The 26,466-nt window shown below is 70.8% G+C and carries 21 protein-coding genes, 1 tRNA gene and 3 rRNA genes; 7 read left to right on the top strand and 18 right to left on the bottom strand.

From position 1 onward, the window contains the following. The first annotated feature begins 14 nt into the window (after positions 1 to 14). A 5S ribosomal RNA gene (rrf, locus tag BMX97_RS31180) occupies positions 15 to 130 on the top strand. A 49-nt stretch (positions 131 to 179) separates the two neighbouring features. Next, positions 180 to 256 (top strand) — tRNA-Met (locus BMX97_RS31175). A gap of 131 nt (positions 257 to 387) precedes the next feature. Here BMX97_RS31175 and BMX97_RS31170 read toward each other — a convergent pair. The 5 genes from BMX97_RS31170 to BMX97_RS31150 all read right to left on the bottom strand — a co-directional run bounded on the left by BMX97_RS31170 (position 388) and on the right by BMX97_RS31150 (position 7,072). Further along, a complete protein-coding gene (locus tag BMX97_RS31170) occupies positions 388 to 2,010 on the bottom strand; it encodes a flavin-containing monooxygenase (protein WP_091754993.1) in 1,623 nt (540 codons plus the stop codon). A gap of 20 nt (positions 2,011 to 2,030) precedes the next feature. Beyond that, positions 2,031 to 3,353 carry an MFS transporter gene (locus BMX97_RS31165; RefSeq protein WP_091754991.1) on the bottom strand — a complete coding sequence of 441 codons (1,323 nt, stop codon included), beginning with the start codon at positions 3,351 to 3,353 and terminating at the stop codon, positions 2,031 to 2,033. Between the two features lie 117 nt (positions 3,354 to 3,470). Further along, positions 3,471 to 4,391, bottom strand: a complete 921-nt coding sequence (locus BMX97_RS31160) for a hydroxymethylglutaryl-CoA lyase (RefSeq protein WP_091754990.1) — start codon at positions 4,389 to 4,391, stop codon at positions 3,471 to 3,473. Further along, entirely contained in the window at positions 4,388 to 5,581 is a 1,194-nt protein-coding gene (locus BMX97_RS31155) for a CaiB/BaiF CoA transferase family protein (protein ID WP_091754989.1), read from the bottom strand. The genes BMX97_RS31160 and BMX97_RS31155 overlap by 4 nt, the downstream gene beginning before the upstream one ends. 567 nt (positions 5,582 to 6,148) lie before the next feature. Further along, the gene (locus BMX97_RS31150) at positions 6,149 to 7,072 is read right to left on the bottom strand and encodes a LysR family transcriptional regulator (protein ID WP_091754988.1); all 924 of its coding nucleotides are present in this window, start codon (positions 7,070 to 7,072) and stop codon (positions 6,149 to 6,151) included. A gap of 289 nt (positions 7,073 to 7,361) precedes the next feature. On the opposite strand from BMX97_RS31150, the gene BMX97_RS31145 reads away from it, so the two are divergent. The 4 genes from BMX97_RS31145 to BMX97_RS31130 all read left to right on the top strand — a co-directional run bounded on the left by BMX97_RS31145 (position 7,362) and on the right by BMX97_RS31130 (position 14,509). After that, positions 7,362 to 9,617, top strand: coding sequence for an ATP-binding protein (locus BMX97_RS31145; protein WP_210187701.1), 2,256 nt, complete (start codon positions 7,362 to 7,364; stop codon positions 9,615 to 9,617). A 9-nt stretch (positions 9,618 to 9,626) separates the two neighbouring features. Further along, positions 9,627 to 10,088, top strand: coding sequence for a response regulator (locus BMX97_RS31140; protein WP_091754986.1), 462 nt, complete (start codon positions 9,627 to 9,629; stop codon positions 10,086 to 10,088). Further along, a complete protein-coding gene (locus BMX97_RS31135) occupies positions 10,081 to 11,814 on the top strand; it encodes a response regulator (protein ID WP_091754985.1) in 1,734 nt (577 codons plus the stop codon). The genes BMX97_RS31140 and BMX97_RS31135 overlap by 8 nt, the downstream gene beginning before the upstream one ends. Positions 11,815 to 12,193: 379 nt before the next feature. Further along, positions 12,194 to 14,509 (top strand): xanthine dehydrogenase family protein molybdopterin-binding subunit, encoded by a 2,316-nt coding sequence (locus tag BMX97_RS31130; RefSeq protein WP_091754984.1) that lies wholly within the window; start codon positions 12,194 to 12,196, stop codon positions 14,507 to 14,509. Between the two features lie 77 nt (positions 14,510 to 14,586). On the opposite strand, the gene BMX97_RS31125 is transcribed toward BMX97_RS31130, so the two are convergent. From BMX97_RS31125 to BMX97_RS31075, 11 genes are all read right to left on the bottom strand, one after another. Further along, the gene (locus tag BMX97_RS31125) at positions 14,587 to 15,156 is read right to left on the bottom strand and encodes a YciE/YciF ferroxidase family protein (RefSeq protein WP_091754983.1); all 570 of its coding nucleotides are present in this window, start codon (positions 15,154 to 15,156) and stop codon (positions 14,587 to 14,589) included. Positions 15,157 to 15,379: 223 nt separating this feature from the next. Further along, positions 15,380 to 15,811 (bottom strand): hypothetical protein, encoded by a 432-nt coding sequence (locus BMX97_RS31120; RefSeq protein WP_091754982.1) that lies wholly within the window; start codon positions 15,809 to 15,811, stop codon positions 15,380 to 15,382. Positions 15,812 to 15,911: 100 nt separating this feature from the next. Next, positions 15,912 to 16,913 (bottom strand): ABC transporter ATP-binding protein, encoded by a 1,002-nt coding sequence (locus BMX97_RS31115; RefSeq protein ID WP_091754981.1) that lies wholly within the window; start codon positions 16,911 to 16,913, stop codon positions 15,912 to 15,914. Then, entirely contained in the window at positions 16,910 to 17,884 is a 975-nt protein-coding gene (locus BMX97_RS31110; protein ID WP_210187700.1) for an ABC transporter ATP-binding protein, read from the bottom strand. Before BMX97_RS31110 ends, BMX97_RS31115 begins: the two co-directional genes overlap by 4 nt. 11 nt (positions 17,885 to 17,895) lie before the next feature. After that, on the bottom strand, positions 17,896 to 18,750 hold the full coding sequence (locus tag BMX97_RS31105; RefSeq protein WP_091754980.1) for an ABC transporter permease: 855 nt from the start codon (positions 18,748 to 18,750) through the stop codon (positions 17,896 to 17,898). Continuing rightward, entirely contained in the window at positions 18,747 to 19,688 is a 942-nt protein-coding gene (locus BMX97_RS31100; RefSeq protein WP_091754979.1) for an ABC transporter permease, read from the bottom strand. The genes BMX97_RS31105 and BMX97_RS31100 overlap by 4 nt, the downstream gene beginning before the upstream one ends. A gap of 292 nt (positions 19,689 to 19,980) precedes the next feature. Beyond that, positions 19,981 to 21,531 carry an ABC transporter substrate-binding protein gene (locus tag BMX97_RS31095; RefSeq protein WP_091754978.1) on the bottom strand — a complete coding sequence of 517 codons (1,551 nt, stop codon included), beginning with the start codon at positions 21,529 to 21,531 and terminating at the stop codon, positions 19,981 to 19,983. Positions 21,532 to 21,563: 32 nt separating this feature from the next. After that, positions 21,564 to 22,712, bottom strand: coding sequence for an NAD(P)/FAD-dependent oxidoreductase (locus BMX97_RS31090; RefSeq protein WP_091754977.1), 1,149 nt, complete (start codon positions 22,710 to 22,712; stop codon positions 21,564 to 21,566). Beyond that, positions 22,712 to 24,088, bottom strand: coding sequence for an FAD/NAD(P)-dependent oxidoreductase (locus tag BMX97_RS31085; RefSeq protein WP_244538746.1), 1,377 nt, complete (start codon positions 24,086 to 24,088; stop codon positions 22,712 to 22,714). Before BMX97_RS31085 ends, BMX97_RS31090 begins: the two co-directional genes overlap by 1 nt. Next, entirely contained in the window at positions 24,081 to 24,371 is a 291-nt protein-coding gene (locus BMX97_RS31080; protein WP_091754975.1) for a (2Fe-2S)-binding protein, read from the bottom strand. The genes BMX97_RS31085 and BMX97_RS31080 overlap by 8 nt, the downstream gene beginning before the upstream one ends. Next, on the bottom strand, positions 24,368 to 25,057 hold the full coding sequence (locus tag BMX97_RS31075; RefSeq protein WP_091754974.1) for an SDR family NAD(P)-dependent oxidoreductase: 690 nt from the start codon (positions 25,055 to 25,057) through the stop codon (positions 24,368 to 24,370). The genes BMX97_RS31080 and BMX97_RS31075 overlap by 4 nt, the downstream gene beginning before the upstream one ends. 161 nt (positions 25,058 to 25,218) lie before the next feature. Between BMX97_RS31075 and BMX97_RS31070 the strand changes: the two genes are divergently transcribed. Further along, positions 25,219 to 26,049: an IclR family transcriptional regulator gene (locus BMX97_RS31070; protein ID WP_091754973.1), complete on the top strand. Its 831-nt coding sequence runs from the start codon at positions 25,219 to 25,221 to the stop codon at positions 26,047 to 26,049. Positions 26,050 to 26,146: 97 nt separating this feature from the next. On the opposite strand, the gene rrf (BMX97_RS31065) is transcribed toward BMX97_RS31070, so the two are convergent. Then, positions 26,147 to 26,262: ribosomal RNA gene (rrf, locus tag BMX97_RS31065) — 5S ribosomal RNA — on the bottom strand. 115 nt (positions 26,263 to 26,377) lie between these two features. Further along, positions 26,378 to 26,466 (bottom strand): 23S ribosomal RNA (locus BMX97_RS31060); the annotation flags it as partial.

The raw sequence follows: 26,466 nt of genomic DNA, 5'->3' as shown, positions 1-26,466 counted from the left end.
ACGTGCTTGGCCGGTCTGGTGGTCAGAGCGGGGTGATCAGAACCCGATCCCATCTCGAACTCGGCCGTTAACCGCCCCAGCGCCCATGGTACTGTGTCTCAAGACACGGGAGAGTCGGTCACCGCCAGACCTGCCAAGCACGTTCACATTCCCTCGACACGATCCGGATCGCGCCTTGGCGCGGGGTGGAGCAGCCCGGTAGCTCGTCAGGCTCATAACCTGAAGGTCACAGGTTCAAATCCTGTCCCCGCAACCAAATCAAACAGAGAAAAGCCCGTCGGCCAAAGCCGGCGGGCTTTCTTGCGTCGGAATTGCCAAGACCAGCTATCGTTCGAGCGGGATTTGGCGCCTGGCGTCCCGCCAGAGGTTCCGGCGGGGGAGGGGACCTCAGCGAAGGGCGAAACCATCGTAGCCTCGCGCCGCGACGCCCTCGCAGATGCCGCGGTAATGCGCCATGCCGCCGGCATAGGGCATGAACACCCGCGGCTTGCCCGGCACGTTGGCGCCCAGGTACCACGAGCTGCTCGCCATCGGCAGCAGGGTCGCGGAGGCCGCCCGGTTCACTTCCGCGCCCCAGGATTCCGCCGCGTCCGGCGTCGCCTCGATCCGGTCGAGCCCGCGATCGCGCAGATGCGCGATGCAGTCGGCGATCCACTCGGCGTGCTGCTCGATCGCCACCGGCATGTTGGTGAGGACCGACGGACTGCCCGGGCCGGTCATCGTGAACAGGTTCGGGAAGCCCGGTACCTGCAGGCCGAGATAGCTCGTCGGGCCCGCTGCCCAGACATCCTTGAGCGCGAGCCCATCGCGTCCGCGGATGTCGAGGGCGAGGAGGGGACCGGTCAGGGCGTCGAATCCGGTGGCGAAGACGATCACGTCGAGCGGGTAGGTGGCGTCCGAGGTGCGCACGCCCTCCGACACGATCGCGGCAATCGGCGTCTTTTTCAGATCGACGAGCCCGACGTTCGGCCGGTTGAAGGTCTCGAAATAGTGCGTGTCGATCGGCGGACGCTTGGTGGCGAAGAGGTGGTCGCGCGGCGTCAGGGTCTCCGCCACCACCGGATCGTGGACGATGCTGCGGATCTTGCCCCGGATGAATGCCGAGGCGGTCTCGTTCGCATCGGGGTCGAGCATGATGTCCCGGAAGGCAGCGCGGAAGCGCAGGCCACCCCGCTCCCAGGCCGCCTCGTAGGTCGCCTGCCGCTCCTGGGGCGAGACGGCCAGCGCCGAGCGGTCGGAGAAGTCGAACGGGTGCCCGTTCGGCGCGGCGCGGGCCTTGGCGCGCAGCTCCGACGAATTCTCGCGCACCCAGGTCTTGAATGCGGCGTCCATCGGACCGTTGCGGGCCGGCACGCTGTAATTGGCGGTGCGCTGAAAGACCGTGAGATGGGCGGCCTCGGCGGCGATGACGGGCGTGGCCTGGATGCCGGTCGAGCCGGTGCCGATCAGCCCGACGCGCTTGCCCGAGAAGTCGACGCCCTCGTGCGGCCAGCGCCCGGTATGGTACCAAGCGCCCGAAAAGCTCGCGCGGCCGGGGATCGCCGGCACGTTGGCGCTCGACAGGCAGCCGACGGCGGTGATCAGGAACTGCGCCTCGAAGCGCTCGCCGGACTCCGTGACGATCGTCCAGCGATTGGCCGCCTCGTCGTAGGTCGCACCGGCGACGCGGGTATTCAGCTGAATGTCGCGCCGTAAGGAGAATCGGTCGGCGACATGGTCGAGGTATCGGCGGATCTCGCCGTGCTCGGGGTAGCGCTCGGTCCAGTCCCACTCGTCCTCGAGCTCACGGGAGAACGAGTAGGAGTAGTAATAGCTCTCGGAATCGCAGCGCGCGCCCGGATAGCGGTTCCAGTACCAGGTGCCGCCGATGCCCTCGGCCGCCTCCAGCACCCGGACCGACAGGCCGAGCCGGTCGCGCAGCAGGTGCAGCTGGTACAGGCCGGAGAACCCGGCCCCGACGACGATCGCGTCGTAGCGACGGAACGGGCCGGCCTCGATGGGATCTGTCATGGCGTCCGCGCCACCCATGCTCAGGCGGAGCGGTCGTTGCGGCGCAGGCTCTCGGGCATCGCGAAGAGAAGGAGGCCGGCGGCGACGAGGCAGAGGCAGCCGATGCCGTAGAGCGCCGGGGTGGTGGAGCCGGTGAGGTCCTTGACCCAGCCGACCATCACCGGGCTGACGATGCCGCCGAACTGCCCCAGCGTGTTGATGAGCGCGATGCCGCCCGCCGCGCCGACGCCGGTGACGAGCTTCGCCGGCAGCGTCCAGAAGGCCGGAATCGATGCGACGATGCCGGAGCCGAGCAGCGCGAGCGCGATCATGAGGGGCACGATCTCCCGATCGAACAGGCCGGCGAGGAAGAAGCCGAGGGCCGCCGCGACCGCGAGCCCGGCGACGAATTTCGGCCGCTCGCCCGAGGCGTCCGACAGGCGGCCGATCACGATCATGCTGACCGCGCCGCAGATGTAGGGGATCGCCGTGAGGAAGCCGACGGAGGCGGCATTGCCCCCGCTCGCGGTCTTGATCAGGTCCGGGCCCCAGAAGTTCAGGCCGTAGGAGCCGACCTGGAGCAGGAAATAGACGAAGGCGATGAGCAGGAAGCCCGGCTGCTTGACCGCACCCCAGAGCGAGTGATCGCCGATATCCCGGTTGTGGTGGGCGATGCGCGAGGAGAGGAGCTCCTTCTCCTCGGCCGAGAGCCAGCGCGCGTCGCCGATCCGGTCGTCGAGGCGAGTGAGCACCAGGACGCCGAGGATCAGGCAGGGCAGGCCGCCGGCGAGGAAGAGCCACTGCCAGCCGGCGAGACCCCCGACGCCGTTGAGGCCGCCGAGGATCAGCCCGGCGACCGGCGCGCCGACGATGCCGGCGAAGGCCGAAGCGACGAACATGAACGAGGTGACGCGGCCGCGGAACGACGCCGGGAACCAGAGCGTGAGATAGTAGAGGATGCCGGGGGCGAAGCCGGCCTCCATCGCGCCGATCAGGAAGCGCAGGACGTAGAAGTGCCATTCGGTGCGGATGAAGATCATCAGCGCGGTGGCGATGCCCCACGAGATCATGATCCGGGCGATCCAGCGCCGCGCGCCGACCCGGTAGAGGGCGAGGTTCGAGGGCACCTCGAAGATCACGTAGCCGACCACGAACATGCTCGCGCCGAGGCCGTAGGCGACGTTGCTGAAGCCGAGGTCGCTCTGGAGCTGGAACTTGGCGAAGCTGATGTTGATGCGGTCGAAGAACGCGAACAGGTAGCAGATCATGATCAGCGGCATCAGCCGCCAGGCGACCTTGCGGACGACGTTCGCCTCGGTGAGGGCGGCGGTGCCGGCGAGCGGGCCGGCGGCGGCGAGGGCCATGGGGTTTCCTCCGGGCATGGGGGCGCCTTCGCCCGGAGCGCGGGCGTGGCAGGATCTTCGGTTCGATGAACGGAGCGCCGAGGCCGCCTTCTTCCCGGGCAGCTCCCGGCGGCGGTGTCAGGCCGCCCTGGGCGGCGGGGCCGGATGCAGGTCGAGCGGCCGGCCGGCCTTGGCGACCTGGCCCGGCACGTCGTGACCGACGAGGCGGGGGAGATCGCGGGAGAGGGACAGCAGGGCGTCGAGGTCGAGGCCGGTCGCCAGCCCCATCTCCTCGGCCATGCTCGCCAGGTCCTCGGTGCAGATGTTGCCGGTGGCGCCCGGCGCGAACGGGCAGCCGCCGAGGCCTCCGAGCGCCGCGTCGAACCGGCGCGCGCCCGCCTCATAGGCGGCGAGCACGTTGGCGAGGCCGCAGCCGCGGGTGTTGTGGAAGTGCAGCGTAAGGCGATCAGCCCCGACGAGAGGCAGGACCCGGGCGACGAGGCGGGCGACCTGGCGCGGATTGGCCATGCCGGTCGTGTCGGCGAGCGTGATGCCGTCGACGCCGAGCGCCAGATAGCGCTCGACCTGCGCCACTACCTTGTCCTCGGGCTCGATGCCCTCGAACGGGCAGCCGAAGGCGGTCGCCGCGGTGGCGTTGACGCCGACCTGTCCCCGCACCGTTTCCATGATCGCGGCAAAGCCCCGGATCGAGGCGTCGGGCGTCATGCCCATATTGGCGCGGTTGTGGGTCTCGCTCACCGAGGCGACGAGGTTGATCTCGTCGGCGCGCGCGGCGAGCGCCCGCTCGGCGCCCTTCGGGTTCGGCACCAGCGCGACGTAGGTCGTCCCGGGCCGGCGGGTGATCCCCGAAAAGACCTCGGCGGCGTCGGCGAGCGCCGGCACCGCCTTCGGCGAGACGAAGGACGAGACCTCGATGCGGGTGAAGCCCGCCGCCGAGAGCGCGTCGATCAGCCGGATCTTGTCGGCGGTCGGCACGAAGGCCGGCTCGATCTGGAACCCGTCGCGGGTCGCGACCTCCTGGATGACGATCCCGCTCACGCGACGGCTCCCTTCCGGCGCAAGGAAGCGATGCCGGCCTCGTCGAAGCCGAGCTCCGAGAGAACCGAATCGGTGTGGGCGCCGAGCGCCGGGCCCTGCCAGCGCACGCTGCCCGGGGTCTCGGAGAGCTTGGGCACGATGCCGGGCATCTTCACCCGGGTGTCGCCGGGCAGGTCGGCCTCCAGGATCATGTCGCGGGCGTTGTAATGCGGGTCGGCGACGATGTCGGCGACCGAGTAGATGCGACCGGCCGGCACCTCGGCGGCGTCGAGCACCGCGAGCGCGTCCGTCACCGTGCGACCCCGGGTCCAGTCGGCGAGGACGGCATCGAGCATCGCGGCCTTCTTCGAGCGCCCTTCGTTGTTCTGCAGGCTCGGGTCCTCGGCGAGGTCGGGACGGCCGATCGCCGTCATCAGGCGGCGGAAGATCGGGTCGCTGTTGCCGGCGATCACCACGAAGCCGCCATCCTGGCTCGGATAGGTGTTCGACGGCGTGATGCCCGGCAGCGCCCCGCCGGTGCGGGTGCGGACCTCGCCCAGGAGGTCGTATTCCGGAACCAGGCTCTCCATGACGTTGAACACGCTCTCGACGAGCGAGACGTCGATGACCTGGCCGGCGCCCTGGCCGGTCTTGACCCGCAGGAGCGCCATCAGCGCGCCGATGACGCCGTGGAGCGAGGCGAGCGTGTCGCCGATGCTGACGCCGACGCGGGCGGGCGGGGTGCTCGGATCGCCGGTGGTGAAGCGGATGCCGCCCATCGACTCGCCGATGGCGCCGAACCCGGGCCGGTCGCGGTAGGGCCCGGTCTGGCCGTAGCCGGAGATGCGGACCATCACGAGGTTCGGGTTCAGGGCCGACAGCGCGTCCCAGCCGAGGCCCAGCTTCTCCAGGCCGCCGGGGCGAAAGTTCTCGACCACGACGTCGGCGCTCTGCGCCAGCTGCTTGACGATGGCGAGGCCGTCCGGGGACTTCAGGTTGACGGCGATCGACTTCTTGTTGCGCGACTGCAGGTACCACCAGAGCGAGGTGCCCTCGTGCATCTTGCGCCACTTGCGCAGGGGATCGCCCTCGCCGGGGGGCTCGACCTTGATCACCTCGGCGCCGAACTCCGCCATCAACCGGGTGGCGAAGGGCGCGGCGATCAGCTGGCCGAGTTCCAGGACGCGGATGCCCGCGAGCGGACCACTCATGGCGTCGTCTCCCTATCGGTGTGTTTGCACCTGCTATAGTCGAGGAACGCGGGAGCGATCCAACCGCATCTCGCGAGCGACCGTTCTCCGGCGGAGAACGCCCCCGAGAGCACGTCACGATTGCCTGGCAACAGGGTACACGACACTGAGAATGTGGCGGCCGTCCGGGGGCTTTCCGAGAAGGTTCGCCCCCTTTCCCGGACGACTGCAGCGTCAGCGGAAGGAGATCCGGGATCCAGCGGAAGACGTGCCGCGAAGCGGCTCTTCATCTTTCACCGTCGCAGACGCACGGACGCTTCGCGGCTTGAGTCGTCCGGGAAAGGGGTTGGCCGACGATGAGCCGCGGAGTCCGGCCAGGGCCAGTGTCGTGTACCGTGGCCTGGCAATCGCCAAGCTCTATAAGTATTTTTTTTGCCGCATTTTCTGAGACGAACCGGTATCCGCTTCGTCGAAGAATGCTCTAAGCAGATTTCGCCGAAGTGGATACCGGTTCGTCGGCAAAAATCTGCGACGAAACAAGAACCTAAGCGGGCAAAGTGTTGGCCTGCTAACACAAGTCTGCTTAGGTCACCCGGCGCCCTGCTGCGCCAGATGCGCGACCATCAGGCCGGCGGCCGGCGACAGCGTGCCGGGGCGCGTCACGACGATCAGCTCGCGGTCGGCCCAGGGGTCGGTGAGCGGCACCGCCCCGAGCTGCATCGCCCCGCCGATCAGGCGAAAGACCCGTTCGGGCACCACGCCGAGGCCCATATCGGCCTGGACCATGCGGCAGACCGCGTCGAAGCCCGGCACGTGGACCCGCAGGCGCAGGGGCCGGCCGATGCGCTGCGCCTCGGCCCGGACGCTGTCGTAGATCGAGCTCTGGGCGTGCAGGCCGATGAAGTCGTAGCCGAGCGCCTCCGCGAAGGCGATGCCCGTGCGCCCAGCCAGCGGGTGCCCGGCCGGCATCACCAGCACCAGCCGGTCGCGCCGGTAGAGGGTGCTGCGCAGGCCGAGGGCGGCGACGCTGCTCGAGCAGATCCCGATCTCGGCCGCCCCCTCGGCGACGCCGCGGATCACCCCGCCGCTCGGCCGCTCCTCGAGGTCGATCCTGATCGCACCCTGCCGGGCCTGGAAGGCGCGCAGGTCCTCGGGCAGGAACTGCACGATGGCCGAGAGGTTGGCGAGCATCCGGACGATGCCGCGCAGCCCCTTGGCGTGCTCGGCCAGCTCGAGGGCGATCTGGTCGGCGCTCGCCAGCATGCGGCGGGTGTGGTGGAGCAGGGTCTCGCCCGCAGGCGTCGGGCGCATGCCCCGCGGCTCGCGGGTGAGCAGGGTGCAGCCGAGGGCCTGCTCCAGCTCGGCGAGGCGCTTGCTGACCGCCGAGGGCGCGATCGCGGCCGCCCGCGCCGCGCCGTTGAGCGTGCCCTCCTCGCAGATCGCCGCGAACAGCCGCAGCGTCTTGAGGTCGAGGCGGTTGAGGAGGCCCGGGGTGGGCAGGTCGTCGGGCATCGCCGTCTCCGCCGGGTGCATGAGCACCGCTCTGAGCAGACTTGCGTCGGCAGGCCAACGCAAGTCTGCTTAGATCCTTGTCTTGTCGCAGACTTTCGGCGCCGAACCGGTCACCGCTTCGGCGAGATCCGCTCAGGACCGTGATACGGATCCGCCGTCGCGCGCGATAGGGCCGGGGCGAACCGGGACCACCGGGCCGGTGAGCCGCACTGGTGAGAATCGGCCGCTTCCCTTAAGGTCCGGGTGCCGGCAGCGTGAGTATCGTCGGTATGACGAGGTGATGGTGGCGATGCGGTCTGTGAAACCGGCGGAACTCACGGCCTGCGACCGGGAACCGATCCACATCCTCGGGACGTTGCAGCCGCACGGTTTCCTGCTGGCGCTCGAAGGACCGGACCTGCGCGTCGTCCAGGCGAGCGCCAACCTGCCCGACCTTCCCGGGCGCCCCGCCGACCGGGTCCATGGCCTGCCCCTGCGCGAGGCGCTGCCGGAGCTGGGCGAGACGACCGTCGAGGCCCTGACGGCGCAGCTCGGGCGCGACGGCGCGACCTATCTCGGGACCCTCGTCCTGGAGACCGGGACGGGCCTCACGGCCTACGACCTCGCCGCCCACCGCTCCGGCGACCTGACGGTGCTCGAGTTCGAGGAGAGCGCCGGGGAGGGCCTCGCCGCCGGCAGCCTCGACACGCTCTATCCGCGGCTGCGCGCCTTCATCGAGGCGCTGCACGGCGCGTCGAGCGTCGCGGACCTGTGCGGGCTGCTCGCCGCCGACATCCGCCAGCTCACCGGGTTCGACCGCGCCCTGGTCTACCGGTTCGACCGCGACTGGCACGGCACCGTGGTGGCCGAGGACGGCAACGGCGTGCTGCCCTCCTACCTCGACCTGCGGTTTCCCGCCTCCGACATCCCGGCCCAGGCGCGCGAGCTCTACCGCCGCAACCGCCTGCGCATCATTCCGGACGCCGCCTACGACCCGGTGCCGATCGTCCCGGCCCTGACCCCCTCGACCGGGGCGCCCCTCGATCTCAGCCAGTCCGTCCTTCGCAGCGTCTCGCCGGTCCACGTCGAGTACATGCGCAACATGGGCACCATGGCGTCGATGTCGATCTCGATCCTGGTCGAGGGCGCGCTCTGGGGCCTGATCTCCTGCCACAACAAGGGGCCGCGGCGGGTCCCGCTCCAGACCCGCAACGCCTGCGACATCCTCACCCAGACCTTCGCGCTCCAGCTCGCCGCCAAGGAGCGCGGCGCGCTCGCCGAGCAGCGCCTGGCGCTCGGCGCGATCCAGGCCCGCCTGCTCGCCTTCATGGCCGAGGAGGAGAACTTCGTCGAAGGCTTCCTGAAGCACCCCGAGGACGTGCTCGCCCTCACCGATGCCGGGGGCGCGGCGATCGTCACCGACCAGCGCTGCCACCTCATCGGCCGCACGCCCAGCGAGCGGCAGGTGCGGGGCGTCTACGAGTGGCTCTCGTCCGAGCATGCCGGCGAGGCGGTCCACGCCACCGACGCCCTGTCGGAGGAGTATCCGCCGGCCAAGACCATCGCCGACACCGCGAGCGGGCTCCTCGCCATCTCGATCTCGGAGAAGTACGCGAGCTACGTGCTGTGGTTCCGGCCCGAGGTGGTCCAGACCGTGCGCTGGGGCGGCGATCCGACGAAGGCCGCCACCAAGGACCCGGCCGGCGGGCCCGACCGGCTGCACCCGCGCAAATCCTTCGAGACCTGGAAGGAGACGGTGCAGGGCCGCTCCCTGTCCTGGACGGTGCCGGAGATCGACACCGCCAAGGACCTGCGCGCCGCGGTGCTCGGCATCGTGCTGCGCCGGGCCGAGGAACTGGCCTCCCTGACCGAGGAGCTGCAGCGCTCGAACAAGGAGCTGGAGGCGTTCTCCTACTCGGTCAGCCATGACCTCAGGGCGCCGTTCCGCCACATCGTCGGCTATGCCGAGCTCCTGCGCTCGCGGGAGGGCGAGAAATTCTCGGAGCGCGGGCGGCGCTACGTCGACACGATCATCGAGGCGGCGTTCTCGGCCGGCACCCTCGTCGACAACCTGCTGACCTTCTCGCAGATGGGCCGCAACGCCCTCAACCGCATCCCCTGCGACATGAACCAGCTCGTCGAGGACGTGCGCCGGCGGATGATCCGCGACATCCCGCTCGAACGGGCGATCCGCTGGCAGGTCGGCGCGCTCGGCCGCGCCCAGGCCGATCCGGTGATGATGCGGCTCGTGATCGAGAACCTGCTCTCCAACGCGGTCAAGTACACCCGCGGGCGGGCCGAGGCGGTGATCGAGGTCGGGCGCGAGGCGGACCGCGACGGCGAGGCGGTGTTCTACGTCCGCGACAACGGGGTCGGCTTCGACATGGCCTACGTCAACAAGCTGTTCGGCGTGTTCCAGCGCCTGCACCGGGTCGAGGATTTCGAGGGAACGGGCATCGGGCTGGCCAATGTCCGCCGCATCGTCGAGCGTCACGGTGGACAGGTCCGGGCCGAGGGCGTCCTCGGCCAGGGCGCGACCTTCCATTTCACGCTCCCCATCCGCTAGAGACGATCCATGGCCGACCTCAAGCCGATCCTCCTCGTGGAGGACAATCCCAACGACATCGAGCTGACGCTGGCGGCCCTGGAAAAGAGCCAGCTGGCGAACAAGATCGTCATCTGCCGCGACGGGGCCGAAGCGCTGGAATTCCTGCGCCGGCAGGGACCGCATGCCGACCGGCCGGTCCAGGACCCCGCGGTGGTGCTCCTCGACCTCAAGCTGCCGAAGGTCGACGGGCTCGAGGTGCTGGCGGCGGTCAAGGGCGATCCCCGGACCCGGGCGATCCCGATCGTGATGCTGACCTCCTCGCGCGAGGAGAGCGACCTCGTGCGCTCCTACCAGCTCGGGGTGAACGCCTTCGTGGTGAAGCCCGTCGGCTTCAAGGAGTTCTTCGAGGCGATCCAGGACCTCGGGGTGTTCTGGGCCGTGCTCAACGAGCCGCCGCCGCACCGGGCGGACTGGATCTCCGGTGGTTGAGGCGCGGGCGCCGGAGGACGGCGCGGCCCCCCTGCGGATCCTGCTCCTCGAGGACAGCGACCTCGACGCCGAGCTGCTCGGCGCCGTCCTGGAGGATGCCGACCTCGCCGTCGCCCTCGACCGGGTGATCAGCCGCGACGCCTTCGCGGCGGCGACGGCGGCGGGCCGCCACGACATCATCCTGGCCGACTACGTGCTGCCGGCCTTCGACGGCATGAGCGCGCTCGCCATGGCCCGGGCGCACTGCCCGGAGATTCCCTTCGTCTTCGTCTCCGGCACCCTCGGCGAGGACGTGGCGGTCGAGGCGCTGAAGCACGGCGCCACCGACTACGTGACCAAGCAGCGCCTCGACCGGCTGCCGCGGGTCATCCTGCGCGCCCTCTCGGAGGCCCGCGCCCACGTCCTGCGCCGCCAGGCCGAGCAGGCCCTGCGCGACCTCAACGAATCCCTGGAGCAGCGCGTCGCCGAGCGGACGCGGGAACTCGCCGAGGCCAACGCCGCGCTCCAGCACCAGATCGCCGAGCGCGAGCGGATCGAGGACGCGTTGCGCCAGGCCCAGCGTCTCGAGGCGGTCGGCCAGCTCACCAGCGGCGTCGCCCACGACTTCAACAACCTGCTCACGGTGATCGCCGGCAACATCGAGTTCCTCGAACGCGCGGTCTTCGACGACCGCTCGCGGCGGCGCCTCGAGATGATGCGGGGCGCGGCCGAGCGCGGCGCCCGGCTCACCGCCCAGCTCCTCGCCTTCTCGCGGCGTCAGAAGCTCGAACCGGTGCCGGTGCAGCTCAACCGCACCGTCGCCTCGATGCGCGACCTCCTGCAGAGCTCGATGGGCGGCTCCAGCCGCATCGAGATGACGCTGCAGCCCGACCTCTGGCCGGCCCTCGTCGACGCGACGCAGATCGAGCTGATCATCCTCAACCTCGCCATCAACGCCCGCGACGCGATGGCGGTCGGCGGCTGCCTGACGATCGAGACCGCGAACGTGCGGCTGGCCTCCCCGCCGGCCCGGGTCGAGGAGCCGAATCCCGGCGAGTACGCCATGGTGGCGGTGAGCGACACCGGAACCGGCATCCCGGCCGAGGTGCTGTCGCGGGTGTTCGAACCGTTCTTCACCACCAAGGAGGTCGGCAAGGGCTCGGGCCTGGGGCTCGCCCAGGTCTACGGGTTCGCCAAGCAGTCGGGCGGCGGCGTGCGCATCGACACCCGGGTGGGCGAGGGGACCTCGGTCCGGGTCTACCTGCCGCGGGCGGCCGGCGAGGCCGCCCAGCACGAGTTGCACCCGGCCCGCGCCGACGCCTCGCTGTCCCGCGACGCCAGCGACAAGCGGGTGGTGCTGGTCGTCGACGACGACAGCGCGGTGCGCGACATCACCACGACCCGCCTCGCCGAGGCCGGCTACGCCGTCCGCGAGGCGGGCTCGGGCCTCGCGGCGATCCAGGCGCTGGAAGCCGACGCCGCGGTCGACCTCGCGGTGCTCGACTTCGCGATGCCGGGGATGAACGGCGTCGAGGTCGCGACCGTGATCCGCAGCCGCTGGCCGGCGATCCAGATCCTGTTCGTCACCGGCTACGCCGATCACACCGCCCTGTCGCAGGTCGATGTCGGCGGCGACGACCGGGTGGTGCAAAAGCCGTTCCGCGGCGAGGACCTCGAGCGCAAGGTCGCGTCGATCCTGGAGCGCCGCCCGCGACTGACGCTGGTGGCCGGCGGCGCCGGGCGCTGAGGCGCCCCCGACGGACGACCGGCCGGACAGACGATCGGATGAAATTCGATCGCCGCAACTCGATCGCGATGTGGTGAGGCGCGGCGGCAGCGCCGCTGACGCCCCGGATTCCGCGTGCTAGGGTCTCCCCATAAGGACCGGTTCGCATGATCGGCCGGTCCAGGGGGGAGGAAAGTCGCCGCATGGCAGGATCCGTGACCGGAGCCCCGTCGCTCCCGTTCCGCCCGGTCTACCGCGCCGTCGCGCCGGGCGCCTGCCGTCATCGCCTGTCCCCGATCACGCGACTCCGCGCGCCCGGCTCACGGGCCTTGCCGGCCCGTCCGCCGGCTCTCCGCGCTCGCGCTCCGTTCACGTTCCAGCATCGCATCGCGAGGTTCACATGACAGTGACCAAGTTCGGCCTCGGCCAGCCGCTGCGCCGGGTCGAGGACCGTCGGCTGATCACCGGCGAGGGCAATTACGGCGACGACCACGCGCCCGAGGGCTGCCTGCACGCGGCGCTCCTGCGCAGCCCGCACGCCCACGCCACCTTCACCATCACCGACGTCGAGGCCGCCCGGGCGATGCCCGGCGTGCACCTCGTGCTGACCGCCGAGGACGTCGCCGGCCTCGGCGACATCAAGTGCCAGGCGCCGCTGCCGAACGGCGACGGCAGCCAGAACCACGTCGCCAACATCCCGCTGCTGGCCAAGGGCAGCGTGAAGCATATCGGAGACGCCGTCGCCTTCGTGGTCGCCGACACGCTGATCCAGGCCCGCGACGCCGTCGAGGCGATCGGCATCGACTACGAGGTGCGGCCGGCCGTCGTCGGCATCCGGGGCGCCATCGCGGGCGGCGCGAACGCCGTGTGGGACGAGCAGCCCGACAACGTCTCGTTCGACTCGACTATGGGCGACAAGGCGCCGGTGGACGCCGCCTTCGCCAAGGCCGCCAAGGTGGTGAAGGTCGAGGTCGAGAACCAGCGCCTGGTCACCAACTACATGGAGACCCGCAGCGTCGTCGCCGAGTACGATTCGGGCGCGAAGCGCTTCACCCTCACCATCCCGAGCCAGGGCGTGCACGGCCTGCGCAAGACCCTGACGGGCGTGCTCGGGGTGACGAAGGACCAGATCCGCGTCGTCACCGGCGATGTCGGCGGTGGCTTCGGCACCAAGACCTTCACCTACCGCGAATATCCCCTTGCGGCCGAGGCCGCGCGCCGGCTGGACAGGCCGGTGAAGTGGGTGTCGGAGCGCGGCGAGCACTTCGTCGCCTGCACGCAGGGCCGCGACAACCTCTCGGTCGGCGAGGTCGCGCTCGATGCCGACGGCACCTTCCTCGCCATGCGCTTCGACGTCATCGGCGATCTCGGCGCCTACCTGTCGCAATACGGGCCCTACATCCCGTATCTCGGCGCCACGATGCTGACCGGCGTCTACAAGACCCCGGCGGTGTTCGTCCGGGTGCGCGGCGTCTACACCAACACCGTGCCGGTCGATGCCTATCGCGGCGCCGGGCGGCCGGAGGCGGCCTACCTGATCGAGCGCCTGGTCGACCGGGCGGCGCGGGAGACCGGAATCTCGCCGGCCGAGATCCGCCGGCGCAACTTCATCCCGCCGAGCGCGATGCCCTACACCACGCCGATCGGCGACCGCACCTACGACACCGGCGACTTCGCCGCCCATATGGGCCGCGCCGTCGAGGCGGCCGACTGGAACGGCTTCGAGGCCCGCGCCGCGGAGTCCCGGGCCAAGGGGCTGGTGCGCGGCATCGGGCTCGCCACCTACATCGAGTGCACCGCCTGGGGCGAGGGCGAGGACGTCAAGATCACCCTCGACAAGGACGGCGGCGCTACCGTCTATGTCGGCACCCAGTCGAACGGGCAGGGCCACGCCACCGCCTACGCCCAGTTCGCCGCCGAGCATCTCGACCTGCCGCTGGAACGGATCCGGGTGGTGCAGGGCGACACCGACAAGGTGGCGACGGGTGCCGGCACCGGCGGCTCGCGCTCGATTCCCGTCGGCGGCATCTCGGTCGGCGCGGCGTCGCAGAACCTCGCCGGCAAGCTCAAGGAACTCGCCTCAGAGGAGCTGGAGGCGGGTGTCCAGGATCTCGAGATCGCTGAGGGCGCCGTGCGGGTCGCCGGCACCGACAAGTCGATCGACTTCGCGGCGCTCGCCAGCCTGCCGAAGGCCAGCGAGGCGTCGCTGACCGGCCAGGGCGACTTCGTGCCGCCGAGCGCGACCTACCCCAACGGCACCCACGTCGCCGAGGTCGAGATCGATCCCGAGACCGGGATCACCGAGGTGGTGCGCTACACCATCTGCGACGATTTCGGCATCGTGGTGAACCCGTTGCTGCTCGCCGGCCAGGTCCATGGCGGCGTGGTCCAGGGCATCGGCCAGGCGCTCCACGAGCGCACGGTCTACGACGCGGAAGGCCAGCTCCTGACCGCGAGCTTCATGGACTACGCCATGCCGCGGGCCGGCGACGTCCCGTTCTTCCACTTCGAGACGAAGAACGTGCCCTCGACCACCAATCCGATGGGCATCAAGGGCGCGGGCGAGGCGGGCAGCATCGGTTCCTGCCCGGCGGTGATGAACGCGGTGGTCGACGCCCTCGACCGCAGCGTGGGTCTGCGCGACATGGACATGCCGGCGACCCCGGCCCGGATGTTCGCGGCCCTGGAGCCCCTGCGCAAGGCGGCGGCCGCCTGACGGCGGTCACCCGTCTCGCAAGACCTTCGCGGCGCCCGGCCTGCTTGAGCCGGGCGCCGTCCTCCTTGGACGTGAGGTCAGGCCGCCTTGCCCGACCGCCCCTTGGCGGACGATCTCGTCCCGGGCGCCTCCCGGGCCGGTTCGTCCTCGTCGCCTTCCTCGCCCTCGACGTTGATGCGCTCGGCGATCTCGGTCAGCAGCGCGTCGGTCCTCTTCTCCTCCTGCAGCGTCTCGTCGAGCAGCCGGGCGGCGTCGTCGAGGCCGAGCTGGCTCGCCCAGGTCTTGAGGGTGCCGTAGCGGGCGATTTCGTAGTGTTCGAGGGCCTGGGCGGACGCCGCCAGCACCGCATCGGCGGCCGGGCCGTCGCCGAAATCCTCGAGATCCTCCTCCATCTCGCTCGTCAGTCCCTGCATCGCCTCGCAGGTCTTGCCGCGGGCCGGCTTGCCGAGGATGTCGAAGATCTCCTGGAGCCGCTCGACCTGCGTCGCGCTCTCCTCGGCGTGGGTCTCGAAGGCCTGCCGCAGCTCCTCGGCTTGCGCCGACTTGGCTGCCTTCTTCAGTGCTCGGACCGACTGCCGCTCGGCATAATACACGTCCTTCAGGGTCTCGTAGAACGCATCCTGCAAGGTCTTCTGCTTCGTTGCCATGCGCTCGTCCGCCTTTCGACTGTGGGTCGACCGATCGACTCGCATCCCGGGCGAGTCGTGATCGCTGGCAGAACGTCGGGAATCTGGCCCGGGTCCCGCGGCGGCGGACGAAGCGACCGGTGCCGGCAGGCCCGCCAAACGGCGACGCCGGAGCATGGAGGCTCCGGCGTCGATCGCCCCGGCTGAAAGGGGCCGTCAGATGAACGGGGCGTCGCCCCTCGGCTCAGCAACTCAGCTTGCGGCCCTCGCGGAAACCGTGGACCCGGAAGTGCTTGTAGCCCGACTCCATCTTGCCGGCGAGCACGGCGCGGGCGACGTCCGGGTTGCAGCGCAGGTACTCGCGCTCGTTGAAGGCGGCGGCGCCGTTGTCCCGCGACCCGCGGTCCCGGTCGCGCGCACCGAAATCCCGGTCGCGGTCCCGCTCGCGATAGCCGTAGTCGCGGTCGCGGCTGCGGTAGTCGTCCCGTCGGCCATAATCGTCGCGGCGGTCCCGATAGTCGCGGTCGCGGTAATCGCCGTCGCGGCTGCGATACTCGCGATCCCGGTAGTCGCGGTCGCGCGAGCCGTAGTCGGGACCCCAGGACTGGGCCGAGGCGGTCCCCACCGCGCCGATCAGGCCCAATCCGATGACCGCCATCACCCCAAACGTCCTCATCGTCTCCGATCCCCCTTACGTCCGGCGCATATTCGCCACTGGGGAAGCTAGAGCATCGCGGCCCGATGGGGATAGCGCCCTGGTGTCTCGGGCGGGACGTCTACGCAGAGAGCGCGGGGCCCGCGTCGCCGTAGAGGTGGCAGGCCACGGCGCGGCCGGGCGCGGCCTCGCGCAAGGGAGGCGCCTCGGCGCGGCAGCGGTCGAAGGCGCGTGGGCAGCGGGGATGGAAGTGGCAGCCCCTCGGGGGGTTCAGCGGCGAGGGCGGCTCGCCCTCCTGGAAGCTCATCGCCACCGGCCGCTCCGGGTCCGGCACCGGCGAGGAGGCCTTGAGGAGCTGGGTGTAGGGGTGCAGCGGCTCCTCGAACAGCGGGCCCACGGGGCCGGTCTCCACCACACGGCCGAGATACATCACGCTGACCCGCTGGCAGAAATGCCGAACCACGCCGAGGTCGTGCGAGATGAACACGAAGGCGAGGTTGCGGGCCTGCCGCAGCGAGTCGAGCAGCCGCAGGATCTGCGCCTGGACCGAGACGTCGAGGGCCGAAACCGGCTCGTCGGCGAAGATCAGGTCGGGCCCGAGCGCCAGGGCCCGGGCGATGCCGATGCGCTGGCGCTGGCCGCCGGAGAATTCGTGCGGGAAGCGGGCGCCCGCATTCCCGGGCAGCCCGACCTCGGCCAGCAGCCCGGCGACGCGCTCCTTCAGCTCCGCCCCGCGGGCGAGGCCGTGGACCTGCAGGGGTTCGCCCAAGGCCTCGCCGATGCGCTGGCGCGGATCGAGGGAGGAGGCGGGATCCTGGAAGACGATCTGCATGCGCTGCCGCAGGCGCCGCATCGCGCCCGCCGGCGCGGCGAGCACGTCCTGCCCGTCGAAGCGGACGGAGCCGCCATCGGCCTCGGCGAGCCGCAGCGCCACCCGGGCGGTGGTGGACTTGCCGCAGCCCGACTCGCCGACGATGCCGAGGGCCTCGGCCCGCCCGACGGTGAACGACACCCGGTCCAGCGCCCGCACCAGGCTGGTCCTGGCGACCGGGAAGCCGCGCCGGATCGTGAAGGTCTTCGAGAGGTCGGTGACCTCGAGCAGGGGCGAGGGTGTCATGCTCATGCGGACCTCACCCAGCAGCGCACCGCGTGGTCCGGCGCCCCCGTCAGCGGCACGAGCGGCGGACGCTCGCGGCAGCGCTCCTCCGCCAGGGGGCAGCGGCCCTGGAAGCGGCAGCCCTCCGGCATCTCCGGCAGGGTCGGCACCGTGCCGGGGATCGCCGCCAACTCCTGCACCCGGTCGACCCGCGGCATCGCCCGTAGCAGGCCCTCCGCGTAGGGGTGGGTCGGCCGGGCGAAGAAGGCGCGCACCGGCGCGCTCTCGACCACGTCGCCGCCATACATCACCATCACCCGGTCGGCGACCGAGGCGACGACGCCGAGATTGTGGGTGATCAGCAGCACCGCCAGCCCCTCGCGGCGCTGGATCTCGGCGAGCAGGGCCAGCACCTGCGCCTGGATGGTGACGTCGAGCGCCGTCGTCGGCTCGTCGGCGATGAGCACGCGGGGCGAGCAGGCCAGCGCCATGGCGATCATCACCCGCTGGCGCATGCCGCCGGAGAACTGGTGCGGGTAGGCGTCGATCCGCTCGGCCGCCGAGGGCACCCGCACCCGCTCGAGGAGGGCGATCGCCTTCTCGCGCGCCGCGGCCTTCGACAGGCCGCGATGGCGCCGCAGGGCCTCGGCGATCTGGAAGCCGATCGTCAGGACCGGGTTGAGCGAGGTCATCGGCTCCTGAAAGATCATCGCCAGGCGGTCGCCGCGCATCGCCTCGCGCTGGCTCTCGGTGGCGGCCCGCATGTCGGTGCCGTCGACCATGATGGAGCCCGCCGCGACACGGCCGACCTTGGGGGCGAGCAGCCCCATGATCGAGAGGGCGGTGAGGCTCTTGCCGCAGCCCGATTCGCCGACGAGGGCCAGGGTCTCCCCGCCGGAGACTGAGAACGACACCTCGCGCACCGCGTCGTGCCAGGTGCCGCCGACGCGGATCTGGGTCGTCAGACCGTCCACCCGCAACTGATCCATCGGCGTCATTGAAGGGGTTGTCATGGTGCCCCCCGCGGGTCGGTGGCGTCGCGCAGGCCGTCGCCGATCAGGTTGAGGCCGATCATCACCGCCAGGATGGCGAGGCTCGGGAAGATCGACAGCCAGGGCGCGTCCAGCAGGTTGTCGAAGCCCTCGCGCACGATGCTGCCCCAGGTGGCAGTGGGTGGCGGCACGCCCAGCCCGATGAAGGCGAGGGTCGATTCGGTGCGGATTGCGGTGGCGAGCCAGAGCGAGGCCAGCACCACCACCTCGTCGAGGATGTTGGGCAGGATGTGGCCGAACATGATGCGGATGTCGGAATAGCCGAGCGCCCGACAGGCATCGACGAAGTCGCGCTGGCGCATGGCGAGCGTCGAGCCCCGCGCGATGCGGATGAAGGCCGGGATGGCGGTGACCGCGATGGCGAGGATCAGGTTGCCGAGGCTCGGCCCCAGCACCGCCACCAGCATCAGCCCCATGATGAGCTGCGGGAAGCTCAACATCACGTCGGTGGCCGCGGTGATGAGCCGGTCGATCCAGCCGCCGTAATAGCCGGCGACCACCCCGATCACCGTGCCGACGACCACGCCGATGGCGGTGGCGACGAAGCCGACCGAGAGCGAGATCCGGGCGCCCCAGATCACCCGCGAGAGCACGTCGCGGCCGAAGAAGTCGGTTCCGAACCAGTGCTCGGCGGACGGGCCCATCAAAGCCGCCACCGGGTCCTGCTCGTTGGGATCGTACGGCGCGATCCAGGGGGCGAGGAGCGCCAGCGCCACGACGACGAGCACCGTCACGACCCCGATCATCAGACCCGGGGAGCGGGTGGCCCGGCGCCAGGCGCTCGGGGCGGCGGAGGCGGCGACCGCGCTCATTGGGCCGAGACCCGCGGATCGACGAGGCCGTAGGCGATGTCGGTGAGCACGTTGGCGACCACGATGGCGAAGGCGGAGACGACCATCAGGCCCTGTAGCAGGCTGTAGTCGCGCTGCGTCAGCGCGGTCACGATCAGCTTGCCGAGGCCGGGGCGGTTGAACACGATCTCGGTCAGTACCGCGTTGCCAATCAGCACGCCGAGATAGAGCCCGACCACGGTGACGACCGGTACCAGCACGTTGCGCAGGGCGTGGCGCCAGACCACGATCCGGGCCGGCATCCCCTTGGCGCGGGCGGTGCGGACGTAATCCTCGCCGAGCGCCTTCAGCATGCCCGAGCGGGTGACCCGGGTGACGTAGGCGACCATCAGGAGCCCGAGATTGAGCGCCGGCAGCACCAGCGCGCCGAGCCGGTCGAGGATCCCGCCGGTGCGCGGGGTCGAGATCACCGGGAACCAGCGCAGCTGCACCGCGAAGGCGATCAGCAGCAGGATGCCGGAGACGAAGGCCGGAAAGGACACGCCGGCGAGCGACACGATGCGGGCGAGCCAGTCGGCGAACCCGTCGCGCCGTCGCGCCGCCACGACGCCGAGCGGCACGCCGACCCCGACCCCGATGGCCACCGCCGCGAGCGTCAGCTCGATCGTGTAGGGCAGGACGTGGGCCACGTCCTCCAGCACCGGCCGGTTGGTGGTGAGCGAGCGGCCGATATCACCGGTGGCGATCTGGCCCATGAAGGCGAGGTATTGCACCACGATCGGCTTATCGAGGCCGAGCTTGCCCCGCAGGTCGGCCCGGGCGGATTCGCTCGCCTGATCGCCGAGGATCACGATGGTCGGATCGCCCGGGACCACCCGCACGAGGACGAACACCACGGTCAGCACCGCCACCAGCGTCGGGATCGCCAGGAGGAGGCGCTTGAGGATGAACTGGAGCATGGGGCGGGCCGGGGGGTTGGAGGTGATCACGCTGCAGGATCAGGCGCGGGCTTCTCCCTCCCCCTCTGCGGGGGAGGGTGCCCCACGGAGTGGGGCGGGAGAGGGGAACCACGCTTCCGGAGAAGTCGCGCGCGTCATGACGGACGCCCCTTGGATCAGCGTCGCGCTGCCCCTCTCCCGCCCGGCGCACGAGTGCTTCGCACTCGCAGCCGGGCACCCTCCCCCGCACAGGTGGGAAGGGGATGCGCACGCCCTGCCGTGAAAAGTGGACAAGTCGTGCGCTTAGAAAGGCTTACTTCTTGTCCGTCATCTCGGTGATCACCGGCCCGAGATGGATCGCGCCCTTGAAATCATACCCGTAATCGACCGTCTTCTTGTGCGCCCAGACCTGCAGGCCTTCCGAGAGCGGCACGGCACAGACCTGCTCGATGATCTTGGCCTGCGCCGTCTTCCACAACGCCTTCTGCTTCTCCGGATCCGGCTCGGTCCGCGCCGCCCGGATCTCGGCATCGGCGGCGTTGCAATGCGAGAAGTTCGTCACGGCGGTGGGCGTGGCGACCGTCGAGGCCGAATCGAAGAACTGGGTCAGGTAGGTGTCGGCGACGGGGAAGCGCGCGGCGGCGTAGTAGACGACGTCCGACAGGTCCTTGCGGATCTGGGCGTGGTAGGTCTGGTGGTCGACCACGTCGAGCTTCAGCTCGATCCCGGCCTTCTTGAGCTGGCCCTGCACGATCTGCATCGCGGTCAGCATGGTCGGCAGGCTGGTCTGCACCGCCGTGATGGTGATGCCGTTCGGGTGCCCGGCCTCGGCCAGCAGCGCCTTGGCCTTGGCGGGATCGTAAGGCGGCAGCGGCGCCTTGTCGTCGGTGCCGAGATAGCCCTTCGGAATGATCGACACCGCCGGTTCGGTGACGCTGGCGCCCTTGAACTGGACGATCTGCGCTTGGCTGATTGCGTGGGCGACGGCGCGGCGCACCCGTACGTCGTCCAGCGGCTTGTGGCTGATGTTGAGGTGGAGCAGCGCGAGCTCCGCCGGCCGCACGATGTCGACCGAGACGTCGGATTCGCGGCCGAACCGCTCGGCCCAGCGCTGGTCCTGGCGGCCGTAGACGACGTCGAGCTCGCTCGAGGTGAAGGCGAGGTCGCGGGCGGCATCGGCCGGGATCAGCCGGTAGAGGATGCCGCCGAGCTTCGGCTTGCCGCGGAAGTAGTCCGAGTTGGCGGTCAGCCTCACGCTCTCGTTCGGCTTGTACTCGGCGAAGGCGAAGGGCCCGGTGCCGATCGGCTTGAGGCGGAAATCGTTGCCCAGGGCCTCGACCGCCTTGCGGCTCAAGACGTTGCCGCCGTGATAGTTCGCGACGAGCCCGAGCAGCGACGGCACCGGATGCTTGAGGGTGATCTTGACCGTCTGGGGATCGAGCGCCTCGATCGTGTCGAAGGCGGCGTAATCCGTCGCGAAGGACGAGGTCTTCGGGTCGGCGGCGCGCTTCAGCGAGAACACCACGTCGTCGGCGGTCAGCTCGCCGTAGCCACCGTGGAACTTCACGCCCTTGCGCAAGGCGAAGGTCCAGGTCCGGCCGTCCTCCGAGCGCGTCCAGGATTCGGCGAGGTCGGGTTCCAGGGTCTCGAGGCTGGTCGAGCCCGGCTTGAAGCGCACCAGGCCGTTGAAGATCCAGGACACGACCGGCTTGTCCTGGGTGCTGGTCGCCCGGAACGGATCGAGCTGGCTGATATCGGCCGCCGCCATGCCGATGGTCAAAACCTTGCCCGCCGGCGCCTGTGCCAGGGCCGGCGCGGGGCCAAGCAGGGCGAGGGTGGCCGCGGCGAAGAGGAAGCGTCTCATCGTGGTGATCCCCCTGGGTGGTTCTTGTCTCGTCAGTGCTCGATCTCCCCGTCCGACCGGTACGGCCCACGCCAATCGGCGAAGCGTTCGATCCGGAACGGATGGAGAGGAGAGGCGGAGCGGCCCTGCGTCACGAGTTCCGCCAGGATCTCGCCGACGACCGGACCGAGCTGAAAGCCGTGGCCGGAGAAGCCGAAAGCATGAACCAGGCCGGGCGTGGTACCGGACGGCCCGATGACCGGGATGTGGTCCGGCATCTCGCCGTCGAGGCCGCTCCAGCTGCGGATGACCTGGGCGTGGGCGAGGTCCGGGATCAGCGCCAGGGTCTTTTCCATCGCGCCGAGCGAGGTCGCCGAGACCGGCCGGGCGAGGCCGTCGGCGACGTCCGCCGTGCCGCGCCCGCCGCCCAGCACCACGTTGCCGCGCCGGGTCTGGCGCACGTAGACGTCGCCGCCCACGACTCCGATCGACCGGGTGACGAGGGGAGCCACCGGCTCGGTCACCACCATGTTGGGGCTGAGCGGCGCGACCGGCGCCGTCTCGCCGAACCACGCCGCCACCGTGCCGCCATAGGCGCCGGCAGCGTTGACGAGGCTGCGGCTTCTCACCGTCACCCCCGCGGCCTCGACCGTGAAGCCGGACCCGTCATGGGCCGCATGGTGCACCGGTGCATGTTCGCGCAGCTCGGCGCCCAGCCGCCGGGCGAGCCGCGCGAAGGCCGGCCCCACCACCCGCGGGTTGGCCTGCCCGTCGGTCGGCGACAGCGAGGCGCCGACGACCGCAGGGCCGAGCCAGGGCATCTCGGCGCGAAGGGCGTTCGCGCCGAGGAGCTGGAGAGCGAGCCCGTGTCCGGCCGCATCGCGGGCATACGCCTCGAGCACCGCCATGTCGGCCTCGGACCGGGCGAGCTTGATATGCCCCGTGGCCTCGAACTCGACATCCTCGCCGAGCTTGGCGTTCAGGCCGTCCCACAGCACCCGGGCGCGCCGCGACAGGGGCAACTCCGAGAAGTCGCGGCCCTGCTGGCGCACGCCGCCGAAATTCACCCCGCTGGCGCCGGCGCCGCAGAGGCGCTTTTCCAGCAGCGCCACGGTGAGGCCGGCCTCGCGCAGGGCGACGGCGGCGGCGCAAGCCGCGGTACCGCCTCCGATGATCGCGACATCGACGGTGAGGCGCTCCATCAGACCGGCTCCCGCAGCGGGATCGGCTTGATCGGCGCCTGCCCGCGCAGGCGCCCGACCGTCTCGACCGGCTCGTCCAGCGTGCGCGCCAGGATCTCCGCGGCGGCGTGGCCGCAGACCCGGCCCTGGCAGCGGCCCATCCCGGTCCGGGTGAGCGCCTTGAGCCGGTTCATCTCGCGGGCATCCCGCTCGGTCGCGGCCCGCCGCACGGCGCCCGCGGTGATGCCCTCGCAGCGGCAAACGATATCCTCGTCGCCGATCCGGTCCACGAGGTGGTGCGGGTAGGGATAGGCCGCCTCCAGCGCGGCGCGAAACTCCGCTTGCCGCGAAAGACGCCGGTCGAGCCGGGCTTCGCGGGCAGCGTCCCGGGGCCGGCCGAGATCGGCGAGCAGCGCCAGCGCCGTGCGCTCGCCCTGCAGCTCGGCGACATCCGCCCCGCCGATGCCGCTGCCGTCGCCGGCGAGATAGACGTGCGGATGCGACGACCGGCCCTCGGGCGAGCGCTCCGGCTGCCATTGCCGCGTCACCGGCTCGAACGCGAAGCGGCACCCGGCGAGGTCGGCGGCTTGCGCCTCGCTGCGCAGGCCGAACGACGCGCCGACCGCATCGCAGGCGACCCGGTGCTGCCGGCCGCGGGAATCCTCCCAGACCAGCGCCTCGACTTGGCCTTCGCCCTCGACCGCCACCCCCCGCACGCCGGAGCGCACGGGCGTGCCCCGCACCGCGCCCGCCACGGTGTACCACACCCCCTTGGCCAGGGTGGCCGGCACCGCCGCTAGGCGGGGGGCCGCCCGCACCTTCGCGGCGAGCGTGGTGACGTCGAGCACCGCCGCCAGCGTCGCCCCGGCCTTGGCGTATTGGTGCGCGACGAGCGGCAGGAGCGGCCCGGCGCCCACGAGGGCGACGCGCCGGCCGATCGCCATGCCCTGCGCCTTGAGGGCGATCTGCGCCGCCCCGAGGGTGAACACGCCCGGCAGGGTCCAGCCCGGAAAGGGCAGGGTGCGGTCCATGGCGCCGGTGGCGAGCACCAGCCGGTCGGCCACGATCCGGCCGTGCCCCTCCGGCCCCAGGCAGTCGAGGTCGAATCCGGCGGGTTCGCGCTTCGCGATCCCCCACACCGTCGTCCCCGGGCGATAGTCGATTCGCGGTGCCAGTGCGTCGGCGAGGTCGTGCAGGGCCTGCGCCCGGCGGGCCTCGAACCCGTAGAGCGCGGCGGCCGGCCGCTCGGCGCCGGGGGGCGGCCGGCGATAGATCTGGCCGCCGGCGCGATGCCCCTCGTCGACGAGGAGCGGCCGCGAGCCGGCCTCGGCGAGGACCTGGGCGGCGCGCAGGCCCGCCGGCCCGGCGCCGATGATCGCGACGACCGGATCAGCCACCGACGCCTCCCGTGACCACCGCCATGCCGGGCTCGACCAGCGTGGTGCAGGCCCGCACCCGCCGGCCATCCGCCAGCCCGACCCAGCAATCCTGGCAGGCGCCCATCAGGCACCAGCCGGCCCGCTCGCCCGGCCCGAACTCGAACCGGCGCAACGCGCGGCGATGCAGCAGGATCGCGCCGATCAGCAGGTCGCCGGCCTGCGCCTGCGCCGGCACGCCGTCGATCGTGAAGGGAATGGCCGGGCCCGGCCGCGGCGCGAGGCGCTGGAACAGCCCGGTCACAGCATGTCCTCGTGCCGGCAGTTGAGCAGCAATTCGGCGACGCTCGCGGTATTTGGCAGGCGCACCAGCGTCTCGACCACCGCGGCGACGTCGGCCGGCCGCGTCATCAACTCGCGCGGCTGCTTGGTAACGTGAGCCGTCATGTCGGTCTCGACGAAACCGGGGCAGAGCGCGGTCGCCCGGATGCCGTGCTCCCAGCCCTCGCGCCGTATCGCCTGGGTGAGGCTCACCAGCGCGGCCTTCGCCATGGCGTAACCGGCATTGTCGTTGCGCACGCGCTTGCCCGAGAGCGAGGCGATGTTGACGATCCGGCCGGTCCCCGAGGCCACGAGGTGCGGCCAGGCAGCCCGGATCACCCGCATCGGCGCCTTCACGTTGACGGCCATGAGCGCGTCGAACGCCGTCTCGTCCGGATCGAGGAAGCGGGCCATCGGGTTGATGCCCGCGGCGTTCACCAGCACGTCGACCCGGCCGAATTCCGCCACGGTCGCGGCGGTCCAGGCTTGCGCGCCGCCGGCCTCCTCGGCCTCGTAGCGGCAGGCGTACCACCCGGCGGGAGCGCGGCACGGATCGCGCAGGCCGGCGCTGATCCGGTAGCCCGCCTGGGCGAGGCGCTCGGCCACCGCCCGGCCGATTCCACGCGACGCGCCCGACACCATGGCGATGCGTCCCGCCGGCTCAAGCATTCCGGCCCTGCCCGTTCGGTGATCGCCGCATCGAAGACATCTCCCGCGCCGGCCTCGATGCGGAGGATTGATCGTTGCCATGACCCAGGCAACAGCTATTTCGATGGGCGAACGATTTTGCCGGCGTAATTTCATTGAACGAAAATTCGGACACCAAAACCATGCTCGAGCCGGCCGAAGCGAAATCCGCGGAGCGATCGGGACCCGCGCGGATCGCCGGGTTGCTGCGCCATCTCGGCGAGGCGGGTACCGGAGGTGCGCGACTGACAGCGCTCGCCGAGGCGACCGGCCTGCCGGCGCCGACGGCCCTGCGCCTGTTGCGGGCGCTCGTCGCCGAGGAACTGGTCGACCTCGACCCGGCCACCAAGACCTACCGGCTCGGCCTCGAGCTGTTTCGGCTCGCCGCCAAGGCCGGCAATCCGCTGGGCTTGCGCGACCTTGCCCGTCTGGCGCTGCTGCGTCTCACCGGCGCCCTCGGCGAGACGGTTTTCCTCCTAGTGCGCAGCGGCTACGACGCCGTTTGCATCGACCGCACCGCCGGCCCGTTGCCGATCCGCTCCTTCACCGGCGATATCGGCGGCCGGGTGATGCTCGGCCTCGGCCAGGGCTCGATGGCGATCCTGGCCCATCTGCCGGCCGACGAGCAGGAGGCGGTGATCCGCTACAACCTGCCCCGCATCCGCGAGGCGACGAGCCTGGACGAGGCGTTCCTGCATACCGAGATCGCCCGTACGCGTGCGCTCGGCTACTGCGCCGCGGCCTCGGGCCTGATCCCCGGCATGGCCGGACTCGGCGTACCGATCCTCGACGCGGAGGGCCGGGCGGTGGCGGCGCTCAGCGTCGGCAGCACAGTCGACCGCCTCGCCGGCGAACGCCGCGAGGCCATCGCCGGCATGCTGCGACGGGAGGCGGTGGGGATTTCGGCGCGGCTGAACCCGTTCGACGAGACGCTTCGGCGGGCGGGAGCGGCGATGGAGCGGGGAACGCCGTGAGGGGAGGGGGCCCGAACGCGACGAAGCCCGCCAGGCGTGAGCCAGGCGGGCTTCGTGGTTTCGATCGTGACGAGGGAATGTATGACGTGCTTGGCAGGTCTGGCGGTGACCGACTCTCCCGTGTCTTGAGACACAGTACCATGGGCGCTGGGGCGGTTAACGGCCGAGTTCGAGATGGGATCGGGTTCTGATCACCCCGCTCTGACCACCAGACCGGCCAAGCACGTTCGTTTCGGCAAGCATGTTTGGCGAGTGGCAGCCGGGTGGCTGGTTCGCGCGTCTTCATCGTGTGTGTGGTGTTGGTGTGATCCGGACACGGATCATGAGAGCGATCAAGCCGATCGAGCGATTAGTACTGGTCAGCTCAGCGCGTTACCGCGCTTGCACATCCAGCCTATCCACGTGGTCGTCTTCCAC

The organism is Methylobacterium sp. ap11 (genome assembly GCF_900110515.1).
GTDB classification, from domain to species: Bacteria; Pseudomonadota; Alphaproteobacteria; order Rhizobiales; family Beijerinckiaceae; genus Methylobacterium; species Methylobacterium ajmalii.
Note: the sequence above shows the minus strand (reverse complement) of the source record. Positions and strands in the feature narration are given on the sequence as shown.